At 33.8% G+C, this 14,130-nt stretch carries 16 protein-coding genes; 9 read left to right on the top strand and 7 right to left on the bottom strand.

What is annotated here, in order from left to right; genetic code table 11:
• Positions 1-1,015: 1,015 nt before the first annotated feature.
• The 7 genes from LAV82_RS26375 to LAV82_RS26345 form a co-directional block, all read right to left on the bottom strand.
• Positions 1,016-1,474, bottom strand: coding sequence for an HTH domain-containing protein (locus LAV82_RS26375; RefSeq protein WP_499717278.1), 459 nt, complete (start codon positions 1,472-1,474; stop codon positions 1,016-1,018).
• A 715-nt stretch (positions 1,475-2,189) separates the two neighbouring features.
• Positions 2,190-2,417 (bottom strand): helix-turn-helix domain-containing protein, encoded by a 228-nt coding sequence (locus tag LAV82_RS26370; protein WP_043978001.1) that lies wholly within the window; start codon positions 2,415-2,417, stop codon positions 2,190-2,192.
• 501 nt (positions 2,418-2,918) lie between these two features.
• A complete protein-coding gene (locus tag LAV82_RS26365; RefSeq protein ID WP_211079269.1) occupies positions 2,919-3,338 on the bottom strand; it encodes a hypothetical protein in 420 nt (139 codons plus the stop codon).
• Between the two features lie 74 nt (positions 3,339-3,412).
• Positions 3,413-3,553 carry a hypothetical protein gene (locus tag LAV82_RS26360; RefSeq protein WP_499717277.1) on the bottom strand — a complete coding sequence of 47 codons (141 nt, stop codon included), beginning with the start codon at positions 3,551-3,553 and terminating at the stop codon, positions 3,413-3,415.
• Between the two features lie 286 nt (positions 3,554-3,839).
• Entirely contained in the window at positions 3,840-4,625 is a 786-nt protein-coding gene (locus LAV82_RS26355; protein WP_499717276.1) for a ParB N-terminal domain-containing protein, read from the bottom strand.
• 109 nt (positions 4,626-4,734) lie between these two features.
• A complete protein-coding gene (locus LAV82_RS26350) occupies positions 4,735-6,036 on the bottom strand; it encodes a replication protein (RefSeq protein WP_499717275.1) in 1,302 nt (433 codons plus the stop codon).
• A gap of 569 nt (positions 6,037-6,605) precedes the next feature.
• Positions 6,606-7,307 carry a helix-turn-helix domain-containing protein gene (locus tag LAV82_RS26345; protein WP_211079399.1) on the bottom strand — a complete coding sequence of 234 codons (702 nt, stop codon included), beginning with the start codon at positions 7,305-7,307 and terminating at the stop codon, positions 6,606-6,608.
• A gap of 1,129 nt (positions 7,308-8,436) precedes the next feature.
• Here LAV82_RS26345 and LAV82_RS26340 point away from each other — a divergent pair.
• The 9 genes from LAV82_RS26340 to LAV82_RS26300 all read left to right on the top strand — a co-directional run bounded on the left by LAV82_RS26340 (position 8,437) and on the right by LAV82_RS26300 (position 14,058).
• On the top strand, positions 8,437-8,781 hold the full coding sequence (locus LAV82_RS26340; protein WP_499717274.1) for a hypothetical protein: 345 nt from the start codon (positions 8,437-8,439) through the stop codon (positions 8,779-8,781).
• Complete coding sequence (locus tag LAV82_RS26335) at positions 8,735-9,118, top strand: hypothetical protein (protein WP_499717273.1); 384 nt, start codon at positions 8,735-8,737, stop codon at positions 9,116-9,118. The genes LAV82_RS26340 and LAV82_RS26335 overlap by 47 nt, the downstream gene beginning before the upstream one ends.
• 258 nt (positions 9,119-9,376) lie before the next feature.
• Positions 9,377-9,634: a hypothetical protein gene (locus tag LAV82_RS26330; protein WP_047933301.1), complete on the top strand. Its 258-nt coding sequence runs from the start codon at positions 9,377-9,379 to the stop codon at positions 9,632-9,634.
• Entirely contained in the window at positions 9,631-10,827 is a 1,197-nt protein-coding gene (gene mobP2, locus LAV82_RS26325; protein ID WP_499717272.1) for a MobP2 family relaxase, read from the top strand. Before LAV82_RS26330 ends, mobP2 begins: the two co-directional genes overlap by 4 nt.
• Entirely contained in the window at positions 10,828-11,265 is a 438-nt protein-coding gene (locus LAV82_RS26320; RefSeq protein ID WP_499717271.1) for a hypothetical protein, read from the top strand. It begins immediately after the preceding gene.
• Positions 11,266-11,312: 47 nt separating this feature from the next.
• Positions 11,313-11,585, top strand: a complete 273-nt coding sequence (locus tag LAV82_RS26315) for a hypothetical protein (protein WP_211079394.1) — start codon at positions 11,313-11,315, stop codon at positions 11,583-11,585.
• 138 nt (positions 11,586-11,723) lie between these two features.
• Positions 11,724-12,089: a cupin domain-containing protein gene (locus LAV82_RS26310; protein ID WP_211079393.1), complete on the top strand. Its 366-nt coding sequence runs from the start codon at positions 11,724-11,726 to the stop codon at positions 12,087-12,089.
• A 249-nt stretch (positions 12,090-12,338) separates the two neighbouring features.
• On the top strand, positions 12,339-12,860 hold the full coding sequence (locus LAV82_RS26305) for a DinB family protein (RefSeq protein WP_211079392.1): 522 nt from the start codon (positions 12,339-12,341) through the stop codon (positions 12,858-12,860).
• Positions 12,861-13,029: 169 nt separating this feature from the next.
• Positions 13,030-14,058: a hypothetical protein gene (locus LAV82_RS26300; RefSeq protein ID WP_499717270.1), complete on the top strand. Its 1,029-nt coding sequence runs from the start codon at positions 13,030-13,032 to the stop codon at positions 14,056-14,058.
• Positions 14,059-14,130: the final 72 nt, after the last annotated feature.

The following is a 14,130-nucleotide window of genomic DNA, read 5'->3' as shown; positions in this document are numbered from 1 at the left end:
CGAGTAAACGCAGTCATATCAAGGATGTATAAAAAGCTGCATACTTAAGATAAAAAGACCCTGCCCTTATGCCAAAAGGTCTCTTTTTAATCGGGTTACGGAAAGAGACCTTTTGTTAACTAAAGATGTATATCGCATATATCTTAAAAGACAGAAAAACTCCTGAACAGGTATCAGGAGTTTTTCTGCTACATTTATTTAACCAAAGGATGGAAGCCTTTCGACCTCTTGAGTAGTTTGCTCATCATATTTGGTATTATTCGTAATAGACAAGTAAATATAACAAAAATAATAGACAGAATATTTTATTAATTACTTTACATTGTAATCGCTTTCATTTATAATGATAATAGGTTGGATGGCACGAGTGGCTGTCATAGTATTTAGCGTAGGTGGGGCTGATACGAGGGAACAAGGCATAGAAAAAATGTCTTTTTTTATTTTTATGAAAAAGTTAAAAATAACATTTGATAATTTATGTAAGAAAACATAACAGAATCATGGTTTGTTTATTCTAATTATGTAAAATAAAGTTGTGTAGAATCTACATAAAAAAAGAAAGGATTACCTTTGGGGATAAGGTAGTCCTTTTTTTGTTGGTTCGAAAAATACAAAACTTCATAGAGAATGTCTTGTATTTTTGAAATAGAATGACAGTCAATAGCAAGAGCAAATACTTTTTGTTCTACTTTAGTAAACTGGTTCATTAAGACTTTCTCTTTCAGGATTTTTCATTCTTCTTCTACACTTTTCAGTCGGGTAACTTTATCAATTAAATCAGAAGCTACAAGTAAGATATTTTCAATACCCATTAATAGTTTTTCGCTTTGACCACGATAAGACCCTCCTATTTTTTGAGGGCAACCCATGCTATAATAAGGTTGAGATGATTTATCGTAGCAATGGGGTGTTTCTCTGCCAGGAGAAATGCCCTTTTTCATTTTATTTAGTTTGGACTTGCTAGAGTAAATAAAATGAAGGCCGAGAGTTTATAGATTCCCGACCTCCTCTTTCATTAGAGTAACCCTTTCTCCTTGAATACTTTTCTTAACGCTTCATTCACTAGTTCAGATTTGTAATTTTTAGGAACACTATTTATAATACTTAATACGTCTTTATCGAAGTAAAAGCCTTGATATACTCTTTTAGGTGGCGCTTTCGTTCTTACCAATAAGACATCTAGTATGTCACTAGTGCCCTTGCTGTAACTGGCTTTCTTCTTGTCTTTATTTTTAACCTGACTGTGCTTATAATTACTAGCCAGTTTCTTCCTAAATAATGTACTAAAATCAGTGTCTAAAGGTTGAGGTGATTTTCCGATATATTTGTAAGTGGACTTTTTCTTGTCCCATTCATAGCCTAATTTTTTAATCTTTCTTTGGATCGTTTGATCAGTAACGCTATATATTGTAGCTAATTCATTAATTGTTATTTCTTTATTTATAATTTTATTAAGCATTTCACCTACTAACATAAATAAAAGTCACCTACTTTCATTATGCTTTTAGGTTCATATATTCATGATTCCTAATTAAATATCCTGCATATATGAAGTCCTAGAATTTAAATTTAGTCATAAAGGTAATTCACACTGAGATTAACAATATTTATAATTTGAGATAATTTAAGATTGGAAAATTTAATTGGAACTGATGAATGATTGGATGATATCAAAAGGAGAAAGCAAACAGGATAATTGGCAGGAACAACTGAACGAAACACTTCCCCAACGTAATCAATTCATAATGGAAAGTATTCAATGATTATAGAAACAGCTACAAGATCAACAAAACAACAAATAACGCATAAAATAAGCTTTTTTTCACATATATTCAGCTAATGGAGGAGTCTTGGTATGCAAGATAAAACTAAGCTTATTGAAGTCAAAAGGCTGGCTTTAGAAATTCAATCAAAATCAATAAGGAATAAGGAATAAGGAATGGATTTATTTCCTATCAAATTTGAATTTACGGAGAGGTATATGAAGCAATTGTAACGTATAAAGAACATTTGCTAAACTCTTGTATTCCCTCAAAGCTTGGTGAAGAAGGCATAATTTCTCTGTCACCTGACAAAGGTGCTATTCGTAACGTCCTACATACTGAATTAATTCTAAATCGCATCATTAGTACACAGTATACTTTTCCAAACGAAACATAACCCCATGTTATAACTAAACACCATGGGGTTTATATATCAAAAAAGTCATGAAAATCTTTACGATGATCAATTTTAATGACGGCCCGCATAACTTTTCTTAAGACCACAGGTGTTGGAATGTACCCCTTTACATTACATAGACGCCATACTGTATTTCTGCTCACACCACTGCGATCCGCAAAATCCATCTGCGTAATACCTTCTTTATCTAAGAATTTACCAAACTTTGTTCTTTTGGGATTCTTCCACCATGACATTTATCTCACACTCCTCTTTTACTACTAGCCTGTCCATTTTTCACCTTTTTGAACCTAGGAAAAGAAAAAAAGTAGGCATAAGGAGTCAAGTTTCGAATAGAATAGAAGAAAATAAGCCAATTTGTGTATCCTGTCGACTTTTTTGGAATAATCATATAGCATGAATACAGTTAAGACCGCCTTATAAACTGATACATAATGGGCGGTCTTTGTTGTGAATATGACTATAATTAGCCACAAAATAAAATTGTGCTAAAGGATGAACTATAATAAAAATTCACAGTTCTATAACTTAATGTTTTTACAGAGTGATATACAGAGAAAGAAGCATCTACTCAAAGATATATACTCCCTCCAAACATGCTGAATATTAAATTAGATACCTAGGGTATTTATTGCTGATAAAATAAAAATTTAACTGACTTATATCGGCAAAAGTTTGTTTTATGGCTAAATGTAGAAGCCATCTCCATTTATTGTTCGCATCCGTTTATCTTTTGCTTATAGTTCCGTAAGATGATAATTAAAGCGCTTTTTGACTTTGTTTTTCTGTTGCTGATTCCCATTTATGATGTCAATAATGACATGTTGATTATCTTTCCAATAAACATCAACGTCATGAATCCTAGAAGGATGAATTCCTTTAAGCTCTTTGTATTGGTTAAGCATGCTTCCTGACTGTCCGTAGTACATTCGGACAGAATCAAACTTTTGCTTTTGTTCATAGTCAAAGTAATCATTGGATTGTGTATACAGCTTTTTGACTTCAACTATATTCTTCTTGTCAGGAGAGGTACTGGTTGTAAGCGAGACACTACTTATCATGTTTGAGGGTTGCTGACGTTTATCTATAAAGTAGTTCATCATAAAAACGAGAAGAATGACGCCAACTGATAGTATGATCCAAGGCCACTTTTTCATATCGACACTCCCTTTATTAGGCTGAAAAATCTAGATGAGTAGATATTCTCATGGTTGGATGGTATTTTCTCCTTTTACCCGTTCTCAGAGGATAACATACTTAAAAAAGCTTGAAAGGTATCAGCAATCTTTGATGTAGCTGGATCACATTCATATGATTCTTCGTAGTCTAAGAGATCAACAGACGGATTGTTCTTATCATAGTGAAAGTTCAAACACAAATAATCTCCCCATGCTAGCTTCGCAATTGGAATTAATTCAGATCCAATGAGATCTTCATCATAAAAATTCCGCCTTTGTTCTCCTAAAGAAGTTTCGCAGCAATTTATATCATTTTTACATAAGGATGCTCACTAAAATCTCTAATACTACCCCAAAACCGTTCCATTCAGTCCCTCTTACTGATTGCAATTAATAGACTTGACTCGCAAGTTTCGCAACTATGACATCTTTTTAGAAAAGCTTAATATGTGTAAAGAAATTGAAAGCAAAAATAGTTATTTATTTTTGATATTCATAGACAACTGGAACTTTGTCCATTTTGATCGTCTTAGCCACCACATAACGACGATAGCCATCTTTTAAGACCTTAGACTCTTTATCGATTGTTAAGGGTTCATCTAAATGACCAGTACGCTTCACAAATTCAATAACTTTTTGTGTTTTTTCAGGGTTTGGTCGTGTCTTTAGGAACTCTTCAGGTACCACAATTTCATTGAAACTCAACATATCCTGTGTCCCTTTTGGCTGAGTGGGTAGCTGTTTCTTTTGTTGCACAGTCTTTTTCTCCGGAACAGGCGCTTCTTTTACTTCTGGCTTTACCGTTTCAGTTTTCTTCTCTTCTTTTGCTGCCGATTTAGAAACAGGCGCTTGTGCTTTTTCCTGTTTAGTAGGTTCCGTGTTCTTTGGAGCTTCAGAAGACGCAGAAGCCTCTTGTTTAGGTTCTTTTTTCGCATCTGACTGATTCTTCTCTTTGTCAGTTTTATTCGGGAGAACCGTAATTTGAAAACAGATGACCCCTACTTCACCAGGGCATTCATCAATGGGAATGTCTAACGTTGGTTCCCCTTGAATTAAAATCTTTTCATGCATGATGCTTTTCTTCGTGAGCTCAGTTTTATTAAAGGCTTTCTTTGCAACAAACACGGTATACGAAATAAAGGTACTCTTCTTTAATCCTTTAGGCGCAGATGGTGAACCTTTTTCACGCATATCAAAAGCAACGTAGCGATCATATTCTCGTAAAGGGCCTGTCGCTGATCCGGTTAACGTAATTTTGTGTGGCATAATAGTCTCCTCCTGCGTAGATTTTTAGTTGTTGTTTATTTAGAACACAGTTCCAAATAAACATATTCTATTAAAACATTAGCTTCTAAGAGATTTCTACTTTTTTTGATTAGGAAGCTGTGTCTTTTAACTGGTTGTGTTGACGCAAACATTCTTGTTCCTCTGGCGTTAAAGCTTGTCCTAAGTCTTGTTTTACCTGAGCTATCTCCAACAAACTATACGTAGAGCTGTGCTCCTGCAGCAAGTCTTCTTCTTCTAGCGTGAGTTCTTGACCTAAATCTTGCTTTAACTGGATCATTTCAAGCTGATGATCCAGAGAAACCTCTGCTTTTTGTGTAGGTTTTTCTTGCTGCTGTTCAGCTTTTAACCAATCTGGAACTAGTTCTTTGCGGATAATCCGTTTTGGTGTAGCTAATGTTGTTGTCTGACTTTCGTTATGTATAACTTCTTGTTGATTTGCGTATACTGATGAATAATCCTGTTCTTTAGGGTTTACCAATTCGTAGAATTGGTTTTTCGCAATTTGATAGATTAATCGACACATATCCCCTAGGGATAAAGGATTGCTTTGTTGATTAGCTTCATAGACATATTTATCTAATCCCACAATGGATGTATATGCAATTTCATGGACTTGCTCTTTCTCAATCGTAATCTCTGTATCTTTTTTTACTGCTTTTGCAGCATTTTGAATACGAGCATAAAAGTCTTGTAGTTGATGTCCATATTTACCTGCATAGACTTGATTGACTTTCTTAGGAACACCTTTGATATAGCTGAATGACTGTGAAACAGACATTAAATGATTATTTATATGATTTACAGGTAAATCAAGGTTAATAAAGGCATCAGATGATTTATCGGCCTCTAAGCTTGGTGTATCAACGTTTTCAGCACTTTCTGGAGACGTCACAGGACGTGTCACAGGAGTGGTCATTTCTTCTTGTTGAAGCGTTTGTATTCCTGTTGTATCATGGGCAAAAAAGATTTCGTTGCAAATGTGATGAAAGTTCTTATGACTTTTAAGGATAAATACATAACTGTCAGGATGAGTACCTGTTGCGTCTTCTTTAATGTAACGTGCCACAAGTACAAACGGAGTCGCTTTTAACGAGCGTACAAAACGAGAAACGGTACTTTTGGACACATTAAATTTCTTCATAAGTGTTTCAGAACGGATCGCTTGAATGCCCGTAGCCACTAGGTTATAGATGACATGATCGAGCATTTCCATTCTCTTTTTAGGAAATTCTTTATGTATAGCAGATTGTTGTTGTTTAAAGTGGGTACGAAGATTTTCTAAAAACTCTTCTTTCTTTTTCCGAAGTGTGGACTTGTGGGTCCATAACCATTTGAACCGTCCATTGAAGGTGTCTACATCTTTTAAATAGCAGGTTAATATTTTTGTCATTTGTTCATCTTCTCCTTTAAGGAACACAAAAAAGACACTGTTTCCCTGAAAAAAGGAAAACAATGCCTTGATTTTGATGAACTAAGCCCTTGAAATAGATGTCAATTTCATATAAAATAAAAACATAAGTTTTATTTTATAGAAAAACTAACTCTATTAACAAGAGACTTCGACAAGTGTTTTCCCTACTGTGTTTAGGGGGAACGGTTTAAGAGTGTTGACAGCACTTCTTAAACAGTTGAAGTCTTTTTTCTATTCCGGTCCTTTTTGTTAGTTTTATTATAGCGTTAACTAGTCTCATAATTCAATAAAAATTAGCAAAATATATCAAAACGAGTATTTTAGGCTAATCTTTTTCATTTAGATAATAAATAATTTAAAAATTATTTATCTGAAAAACATAATCTTTCTCTCTACTCTCAATCAGTATGCCAAAGTGCAATTTTTAGTTTCAATAAAAGTAATCTTTCAAACTGACATTATTTAAAAGAGGCATTGCCCTTAGTTAACTTAGCTTAACTAAGGGCAATGCCTCTTTTATTTTTTATATTTCGCTAAAATTAGAGTAATCATTGATTTTGTTTCATATCATACTCTCTTTCAAGTCGATCTACTAAATGTTCACTTATATAATCTTCGATGAAAGCACGTTTTTTATTATAATTCTCTTCCCTTTTAAAACTAAACAGACCAGTTTTCACAGTTGTAGTCCGTTCCTCTTCGGGTAACATACCCCATTTTTCAATTGCTTCTTTTTTTAATTTGTTTCTAATTTTTAATTCGTTTAGACGTTGCTCTTTTTCCAAGATTCTTTGGTTATTTGTAGTTGCAGATGTTTCGGGGAGTGCCTTTAGTACATCTTGAAATTGAGATAAAATATTTTGATTTGTTTGTCCACTTTGTTTCATAAATGTTGTTAAAACCTGAACCATAGAATCAATTTTTTCAGTTGCCTCTGCTAATTGTTCTTCTAAATTCACTATTTTCTTCTCAAAAACTGTTTTCATAGGTTCATTCTTTTCTAACATCTCCGATGTTGTTTCTCCATTAAAATGTGAACGGATTTGCTTAATAGAGTAACCATGTTCTTCTTTTAATCTTTTAGCCTCAAGTAACATATCAATCTCTTCTCTCTTGAAACGACGATGACCACCTTGAGTACGAATTCCTTGAATATTAAAGTCCTCTTGATATCTTCGAATTGTTTGATCAGAAAGTCCAGTAAGTTTTATTGCTTCACTTAATTTGAATTCTTCCTCAGTTTGTTTCAAATTAACCCCCTCCTCTTCTCAATTATAATAACAACGAATTTGTTGTTATTATAACAGAACTGACATTAAATTTTGAGAGATTTAATGATGGATTTTGTGTTAGATTTACAGGTTCTTTTGCTATTTTGATAGAATAGGCAATTCAGAGTCATAGTTCATTATAACAAAGTTCTTAAGAAGACTAAAGGGATGAAATTTAACTGTGAATCTATAGTAAGTAATTGTTAAGTTTAAGCTAGAGAAGACTAAAGGGATAGAAGACTAAAGGGATGAAATTTAACTGTGAATCTATAGTAAGTAATTGTTAAGTTTAAGCTAGAGAAGACTAAAGGGATGAAATTTAACTGTGAATCTATAGTAAGTAATTGTTAAGTTTAAGCTAGAGAAGACTAAAGGGATGAAATCTAACTGTGAATCTATAGTAAGTAATTGTTAAGTTTAAGCTAGAGAAGACTAAAGGGATGAAATCTAACTGTGAATCTATAGTAAGTAATTGTTAAGTTTAAGCCAGAGAAGACTAAAGGGATGAAATCTAACTGTGAATCTATAGTGAGTAATTGTTAAGTTTAAGCCAGAGAAGACTAAAGGGATGAAATCTAACTGTGAATCTGTAGTAAGTAATTGTTAAGTTTAAGCTAGAGAAGACTAAAGAGATGAAATCTAACTGTGAATCTGTAGTAAGTAATTGTTAAGTTTAAGCTAGAGAAGACTAAAGAGATGAAATCTAACTGTGAATCTGTAGTGGATGACTTTAAGTTCAACTTAACTTTAACTTAATTTTAAAATCTGACTATAAATCTGTATTTAATTACTGATAGGTTTAACTAAGGTTTAACTAAAGAGAAGGTGTGATTAAAAAACTATATTAAAGTGAGTAATAGGTTAAACTTAAGTTTGACTAGTGGAGAAACTAATTATAAATCTATATTAGTTGATTTTGGGATGTAAGTTTAGTTGTAATTTAAGTTTTTTAAGTTGTTAGAATAATAGATTTTATTTTCCCCTTATCGTTTTTTTATCCTTACTGACATCGGAATTTTATTTAAAAACAGAAGATCTTTTATATCATACGAAAACCTATGAGGCCATTTCTTCCAACATAACAGGAACCGTCACGATTGAAAATCGTGTGTATCATCCGGCTAACGGCTCACTGGATATGGTCATCAAAATGGATCAAACCGATGAAGAGGAAGTAAGTTTTGTTGCACAAGAAAAAGCGAATCCAAGCGTAAAATTACCTGTTCAATTGCTGTATGAAGATGATGGTTATTATGTGGTAAGGGTCAGCGATTTATCTCCAAATTGGGAAGCACTTGCCTTTGATCTGTATCAAGAAAATGAAGAAAAAGAAACGGTAAACGTGGATGACGTAACGAGTGATTCAGAAACAGATTCAACAGAGGAAATAGATGCTCATGCGTTAATTGCAACGCTCTATTCTGACCAACGAAAAACGAAAAACGAAAAGTGAAGAAGGAAAAGGAATAAAAAGTAAACAAGATTATGCACTTTTGGTCAATGATTTAGAGAAACAGTTCGTCAAAAAGAAAATGAAAAACTATGAAAAAGCGATCACAGTAGAAGCCAAACACAAACGTCAAACGCAACAAGAAATGAACGAGTTACAATGTGATATGAAGTACCAAGTGGAGGAGGAAAAAGTCGATACAGAATCAAAAATTGCGATAAAAAAGGATGCCATTCAGTCGAGTGATGAAAGCATTCAGCTCTATGAAGATGAACAAAAAAGGTTACAAGAAAAGCTCCAAAAATTGAATGAAAAGCAACAAGATTTAGCCATGAAGTGAAAAAACACAGGGGGACGCAAAGGGGACATGGCTCCAAAACAGGGGGACATAAAGGGGACATCGGGATTTTAAAAGGGGACGTAAAAGGGACGTACACTCAAAAAAGGGGACGCAAAGGGGATATTAAGCGACTTTCTTTGATATCACGGTTTTGCTAGGCTCTGCCTAGCCTATCACACCCTGTGATAGCAAAAACCCCTTATGCTCTTCTCTCTTTTGTAGTGGGGAACCACAATTTACAGGAAAGGAACGAATGTTATGGATATTCTTTTACGAGATATTGATCCAACTGCCGTAAAAAAAATAGATGAGATTGCAAAAGAAAAAAAGATTTCTCGTCAAGAATTCTTAAAAGGTCAGGTTGAAACGCTGGCTGTTTTTCAAGAACAAAAAGTTCGTGAAGCAGAACTCGAAAATATCATCTATAAAAATATAAAGATGATGGAAAAATGTGCAGTGGCAATTGAAACAATCAATGGATTTATTCGAGATATGACGGGGGAAGATGAGGAATGAGTACGCCTTCTGTTATTCCAGGCGTGGTGTTGAAAACAAAATTTGTTACATCTGATAAAAAGGCTTTTCAAGATTATGTTGATTATGTAGATCGTGATGATGCGAAAAAAGAACAGGAAGCCCACGAGAAACTATTTACTCTTTATCAAGATTATATGGATAACCCTGATAAGACATCTTCTTTGTTTACCCAACAATCGAATCAATTGAATGACGAGGAGAAAAAGCAATTAAAAAAGTTGTTTGAAAAAGCGCAGAAAAATAACAGTATTATGTGGCAAGATGTCATCACATTTCATAATCCTTGGCTCCAAGAAAATGGTTTATACGATGCTGATACTCATACAGTTGATGAGAAAAAATTAATGGATATTACCCGTCAGTCTATGAAGGAAATGCTTAAAAGGGAAAGGTTAAATGAGTCGGCTATTTGGTCAGCTGCCATTCACTACAATACGGGAAACATTCATATTCATATTGCGACAGTAGAACCACAACCTACTCGTGAACGAGGCAAAAGAAAGCCTAAAACGTTGGATGCGATGAAGTCAACAGTCGTGAATCAAATTTTAAATCGAGGTGAGCAGCACCAGAAAATAAATGAGTTAATTCGAAAGGATATGGTCGGAAAAAAGAAGCAGGATTCTTCATTAAGGTGGAAGAATCGTGACATTCAACCATTGTTTCTCCAAATTTATAATCATCTTCCAGAAGATAAAAGGCAGTGGCAATATAGTTACCGAACATTAAAACCAATGAAGCCATTTATTGATGTGTTGAGTCAAAAGTATATTGAAAAGTATCATCGTCATGAGTATCAACAATTACTTGGAAAATTAGATAAGGAAGTAGAGGAATTAAAGAAAGCCTATGGAGAAGGAAAAGTTGAGGAGAAACGATATAAGAACTATAAGCAAACGAAAATTGATGATCTTTATAAGCGAATGGGCAATGCTTTCTTAAAAGAAATGAAAGATTATGATAAGCAGCAGCAACAGATTAAAAGAATGATAGAAAGTAAGAAACAATCAAAACGTCCTGCAAGTTTTAACCAAAAGGTCTCTATGCATTTTGCATTAAAAAAGATGGAGCGAGCGTTTAAATCAGAATATGAAAGTTGGAAAAACCAACAACATTATGAACGATTACAAAAAGAAATTGAACATCATCGTCAGGAAGAGAGGAGTTATTAAATGAATAAACAACGTATGAAATTATCACTGGATGAGGAAACAAAACAATATATTCAAACATATATGGAAGAAAACAATATAGGATTCACGGGTGAGGCGATTGCTCAGATCTGTATGGAGCATAAAAAAACTAAAAGTAATGAATGGTCATTGCAATATATTTCGGAAGTGGTCAGCAATAACTTACATCGGGTTTTAAAAGATGAGTTAACAAAGATTCGTCTTGGGGCAAATAGTGCCGATAAAAACACACAAATTTTAATTGAATATATGAACGGTCTTTTCTTCCATCACGGTTTTGATGGATTAATGACAACCGATTTACAAGAGTTAGACAGCACAAAGGTTGCGAAGGAAGCTGTTGAGAAGCGTATTGCAAATCAACGTCAAAAACGAATTGATTGGGAAGAGTCCAAAGGGAAACAACCATCTCATTGATGGATGTATATAAAGATAGTTTGAAAAATGTAGAGGAGGAACGAAATATGTTTTTTAACAAGGATTTAGTGTTAGCTTCGATTAAAGCTGTAGGAGAGGATCATGCTATTGTACAGTATCAAGACAAAGAGGTAGAGGTGAATTTAAGTCCAGAAGAAGCGAAGGAGTTTCATCAATATGTCGTGCATCAAGAGAATATGTTGGTGCCAATGAACATCAAAACACAGAAGCTTTTTGTGGATTTAGAGGAACCTTGGTATGAACAAGAACTAGAAGAACTAAAAATGATTCCTTATCAAAAAAATAAGGATTTGAAGTAAGGGTTCAATATCTATAAAAGATACAAGATTTATAAAATATTTGTAAAAATTTACTCCTTTTGGTTATCATTAACCCAAACGATGGTTTTCTGTTAGTTATGTATTTAATAGATTGATAAAAAAGGGGAAGAGAAAAGAATGGAATATACTCCGATTAATTTACAAGAAAAATTAGCTAAATTCACAGAGCTATGGTCTCCAAAAGTTATTGCTGAAATGAATGATTATCAGTTTAAACTAGTTAAGGTACAGGGGGACTTTGTTTGGCATAAGCATGAAGATACAGATGAGGTCTTTATGGTGATTGAAGGTAACTTAACAATTGAATTTCGCGATGGTGAAGTGAAGTTAAATCAGGGTGAAATGTTTGTCATTCCAAGAAATGTTGAACATAAACCTTATGCAGAATCAGAGTGTAAAATTATGCTCGTAGAACCTAAGGGTGTTGTTAATACGGGAGAAAAGAGAATTGAGCAAACAGCAGAAAATGATGTCTGGATTTAAAATTTGGTAGAGATAAATTTCGTTCAAAATAATTAAACCCTTATTTAGTTATTTACTAATCTAAAAAAAAAGAAGTCAAGAGTTAGAACGGTGAGAGAGAGCATAAATAAAGCTCTCCTTTTTATTGGTCGATTATCCATTAGATGAAGGGAGGTCTACATCAAATTTTATTAATGTTGGCTTTTCTTATTTGCTGTAAAATGAACATGGTAATATAAGTTGGAATATTCAAATAAAGGAGTAGAGAGTATGGAAAAACAAGAGTATGAATGGGTAAAACAAACACGTCAAATCTTATTAGCGCAATGTAAAGAGTTAGATGAAAATGATTTTACGAAAGAACTAGGGTTTGGCTCTCAGAGTGTAAGAGATTCTTTGATTCATATTGCAGGTTGCTACCATGCTTGGCTCGGCGCTTTTGTACTTTTACAAACAAAATCGCCTCTTTTAATAAAAGAAGTAATTAATAATATGCAGATAAGTGATATTCAACTTTATTTTGATCAAGCAGATGCATATGTAGATGCTGTATTCGAACAATTTAGTGATAACTTCGATGACATTATTGAGAGAGAACTTGTTTGGAGACCGGAGGTTGGTAGTATAAGAAAGACACCTCGACAATTGCTCATGCATACAATTACACATGAATTTCACCATAAGGGGCAAATTGTAGCCATGTTACGTTTATTGGGTCATGTACCTAAACATACAGATATAATTGGCCTACCTGACAAGGAAGTTGGATCAGTTGCTTCAAGTAAGGAATAAGAGGGTTAGTTAAAGGTTCCTCTTTCGAAATTAACAAGCTTTATCTAACATCTAGATGTAACTTAATAAAATTAAATGAAAAAAGCAGAGGTTGTTCATTCCTCTGCTTTTTTTCATGCAACTTGTACTTTATTTATTATCTAAATACTAATTACCTGGAGGAAAAATGATGAAAAAAGTGACATCTCTTTCAAATGACCAATTCAATACGTTTATCGCTGATAAACGGGAGCTCAAGAAATTTATGAAATACCCTCAAAATGAAAAAATCGATGCAGGTTGGGCCAATATCAGTGGTGAACTGCAAGACATACCTTCTGGTGCTGTTTACTTAACACAATCAGCTCTAGGAGAGGAAAAACCGCAGGTTTTACTTGTTTCTACGGATGAAAAAGGACAAAAACAAGCCTATAAAAGTGAAGCGACACTTGATTTTTTAAAGAGTCATGACGTGAATCCTGTTTTAGAGAAAGATCGAGGAACACAACTCAAAACAAGCTATATTACGTTTTTAGAGGCTCATGACAAAGAGAAGCCTCAAGATATTGATAGCATGTTAGCACGTGTAAATGCAGAAAACGATTATGTGATGTTGAAATCAAGTTCTTTAAAGGAAAAACAGTTCACCCCTGACCAATTGAAAGGAATGGAAAATGAACTTTCTCATCAGTTTCAAGCACGTAAACAGACACAAGAAAAGGAGCAATATCAAGAAGATTACAAACAAGAAGTACTAGAAGTTATACAGCAGCCTAGTGAAGAAACACAGTATAAGCAGCTGTTTAAACAAAGCTTACTAGCCCAATTAGGCATATCAGATGAAAAAGATTCTTCTAAAGAAGTGAAAGAGGAAGCTAAAGCAGAAAAAGCTCCTATCGAAAAGCAACTCAAGCAAGAAACACCTCAAGAGAAAGAACAGCGTGTGGCCAAAATGAAGGAGTTTGAACAAAAGCATTCCTTTGATAAGGTGTACAAATTGAAAAAAGAGATGCTACAGGAATTAAAAGAGCTGAATTTGACTGATTCTCAACGTGAGAAATTAATGAAGCTTGAAAAAGCGTTAGATACGGAGAAAAAAGATCATGACAAGCAGAAAAAAAAAGGGAAACCACAAAATGGATTTGCGAAGTTTTTTGCACGGAATAATGGAGCACTTTCTTCAAAAAAACAGAAAGACCAACAAGAAATAGAACGTTAAAAATGGCAAAAGTTTGAAAAAGGTAAGAGGACTAAATATTATATTTAGTCCTCTTTTTTCATAGGGTGAAAG

Origin of the sequence: Bacillus sp. ILBB4, from assembly GCF_035064545.1 — a bacterium.
GTDB lineage: Bacteria > Bacillota > Bacilli > Bacillales > Bacillaceae_H > Priestia.
Note: the sequence above shows the minus strand (reverse complement) of the source record. Positions and strands in the feature narration are given on the sequence as shown.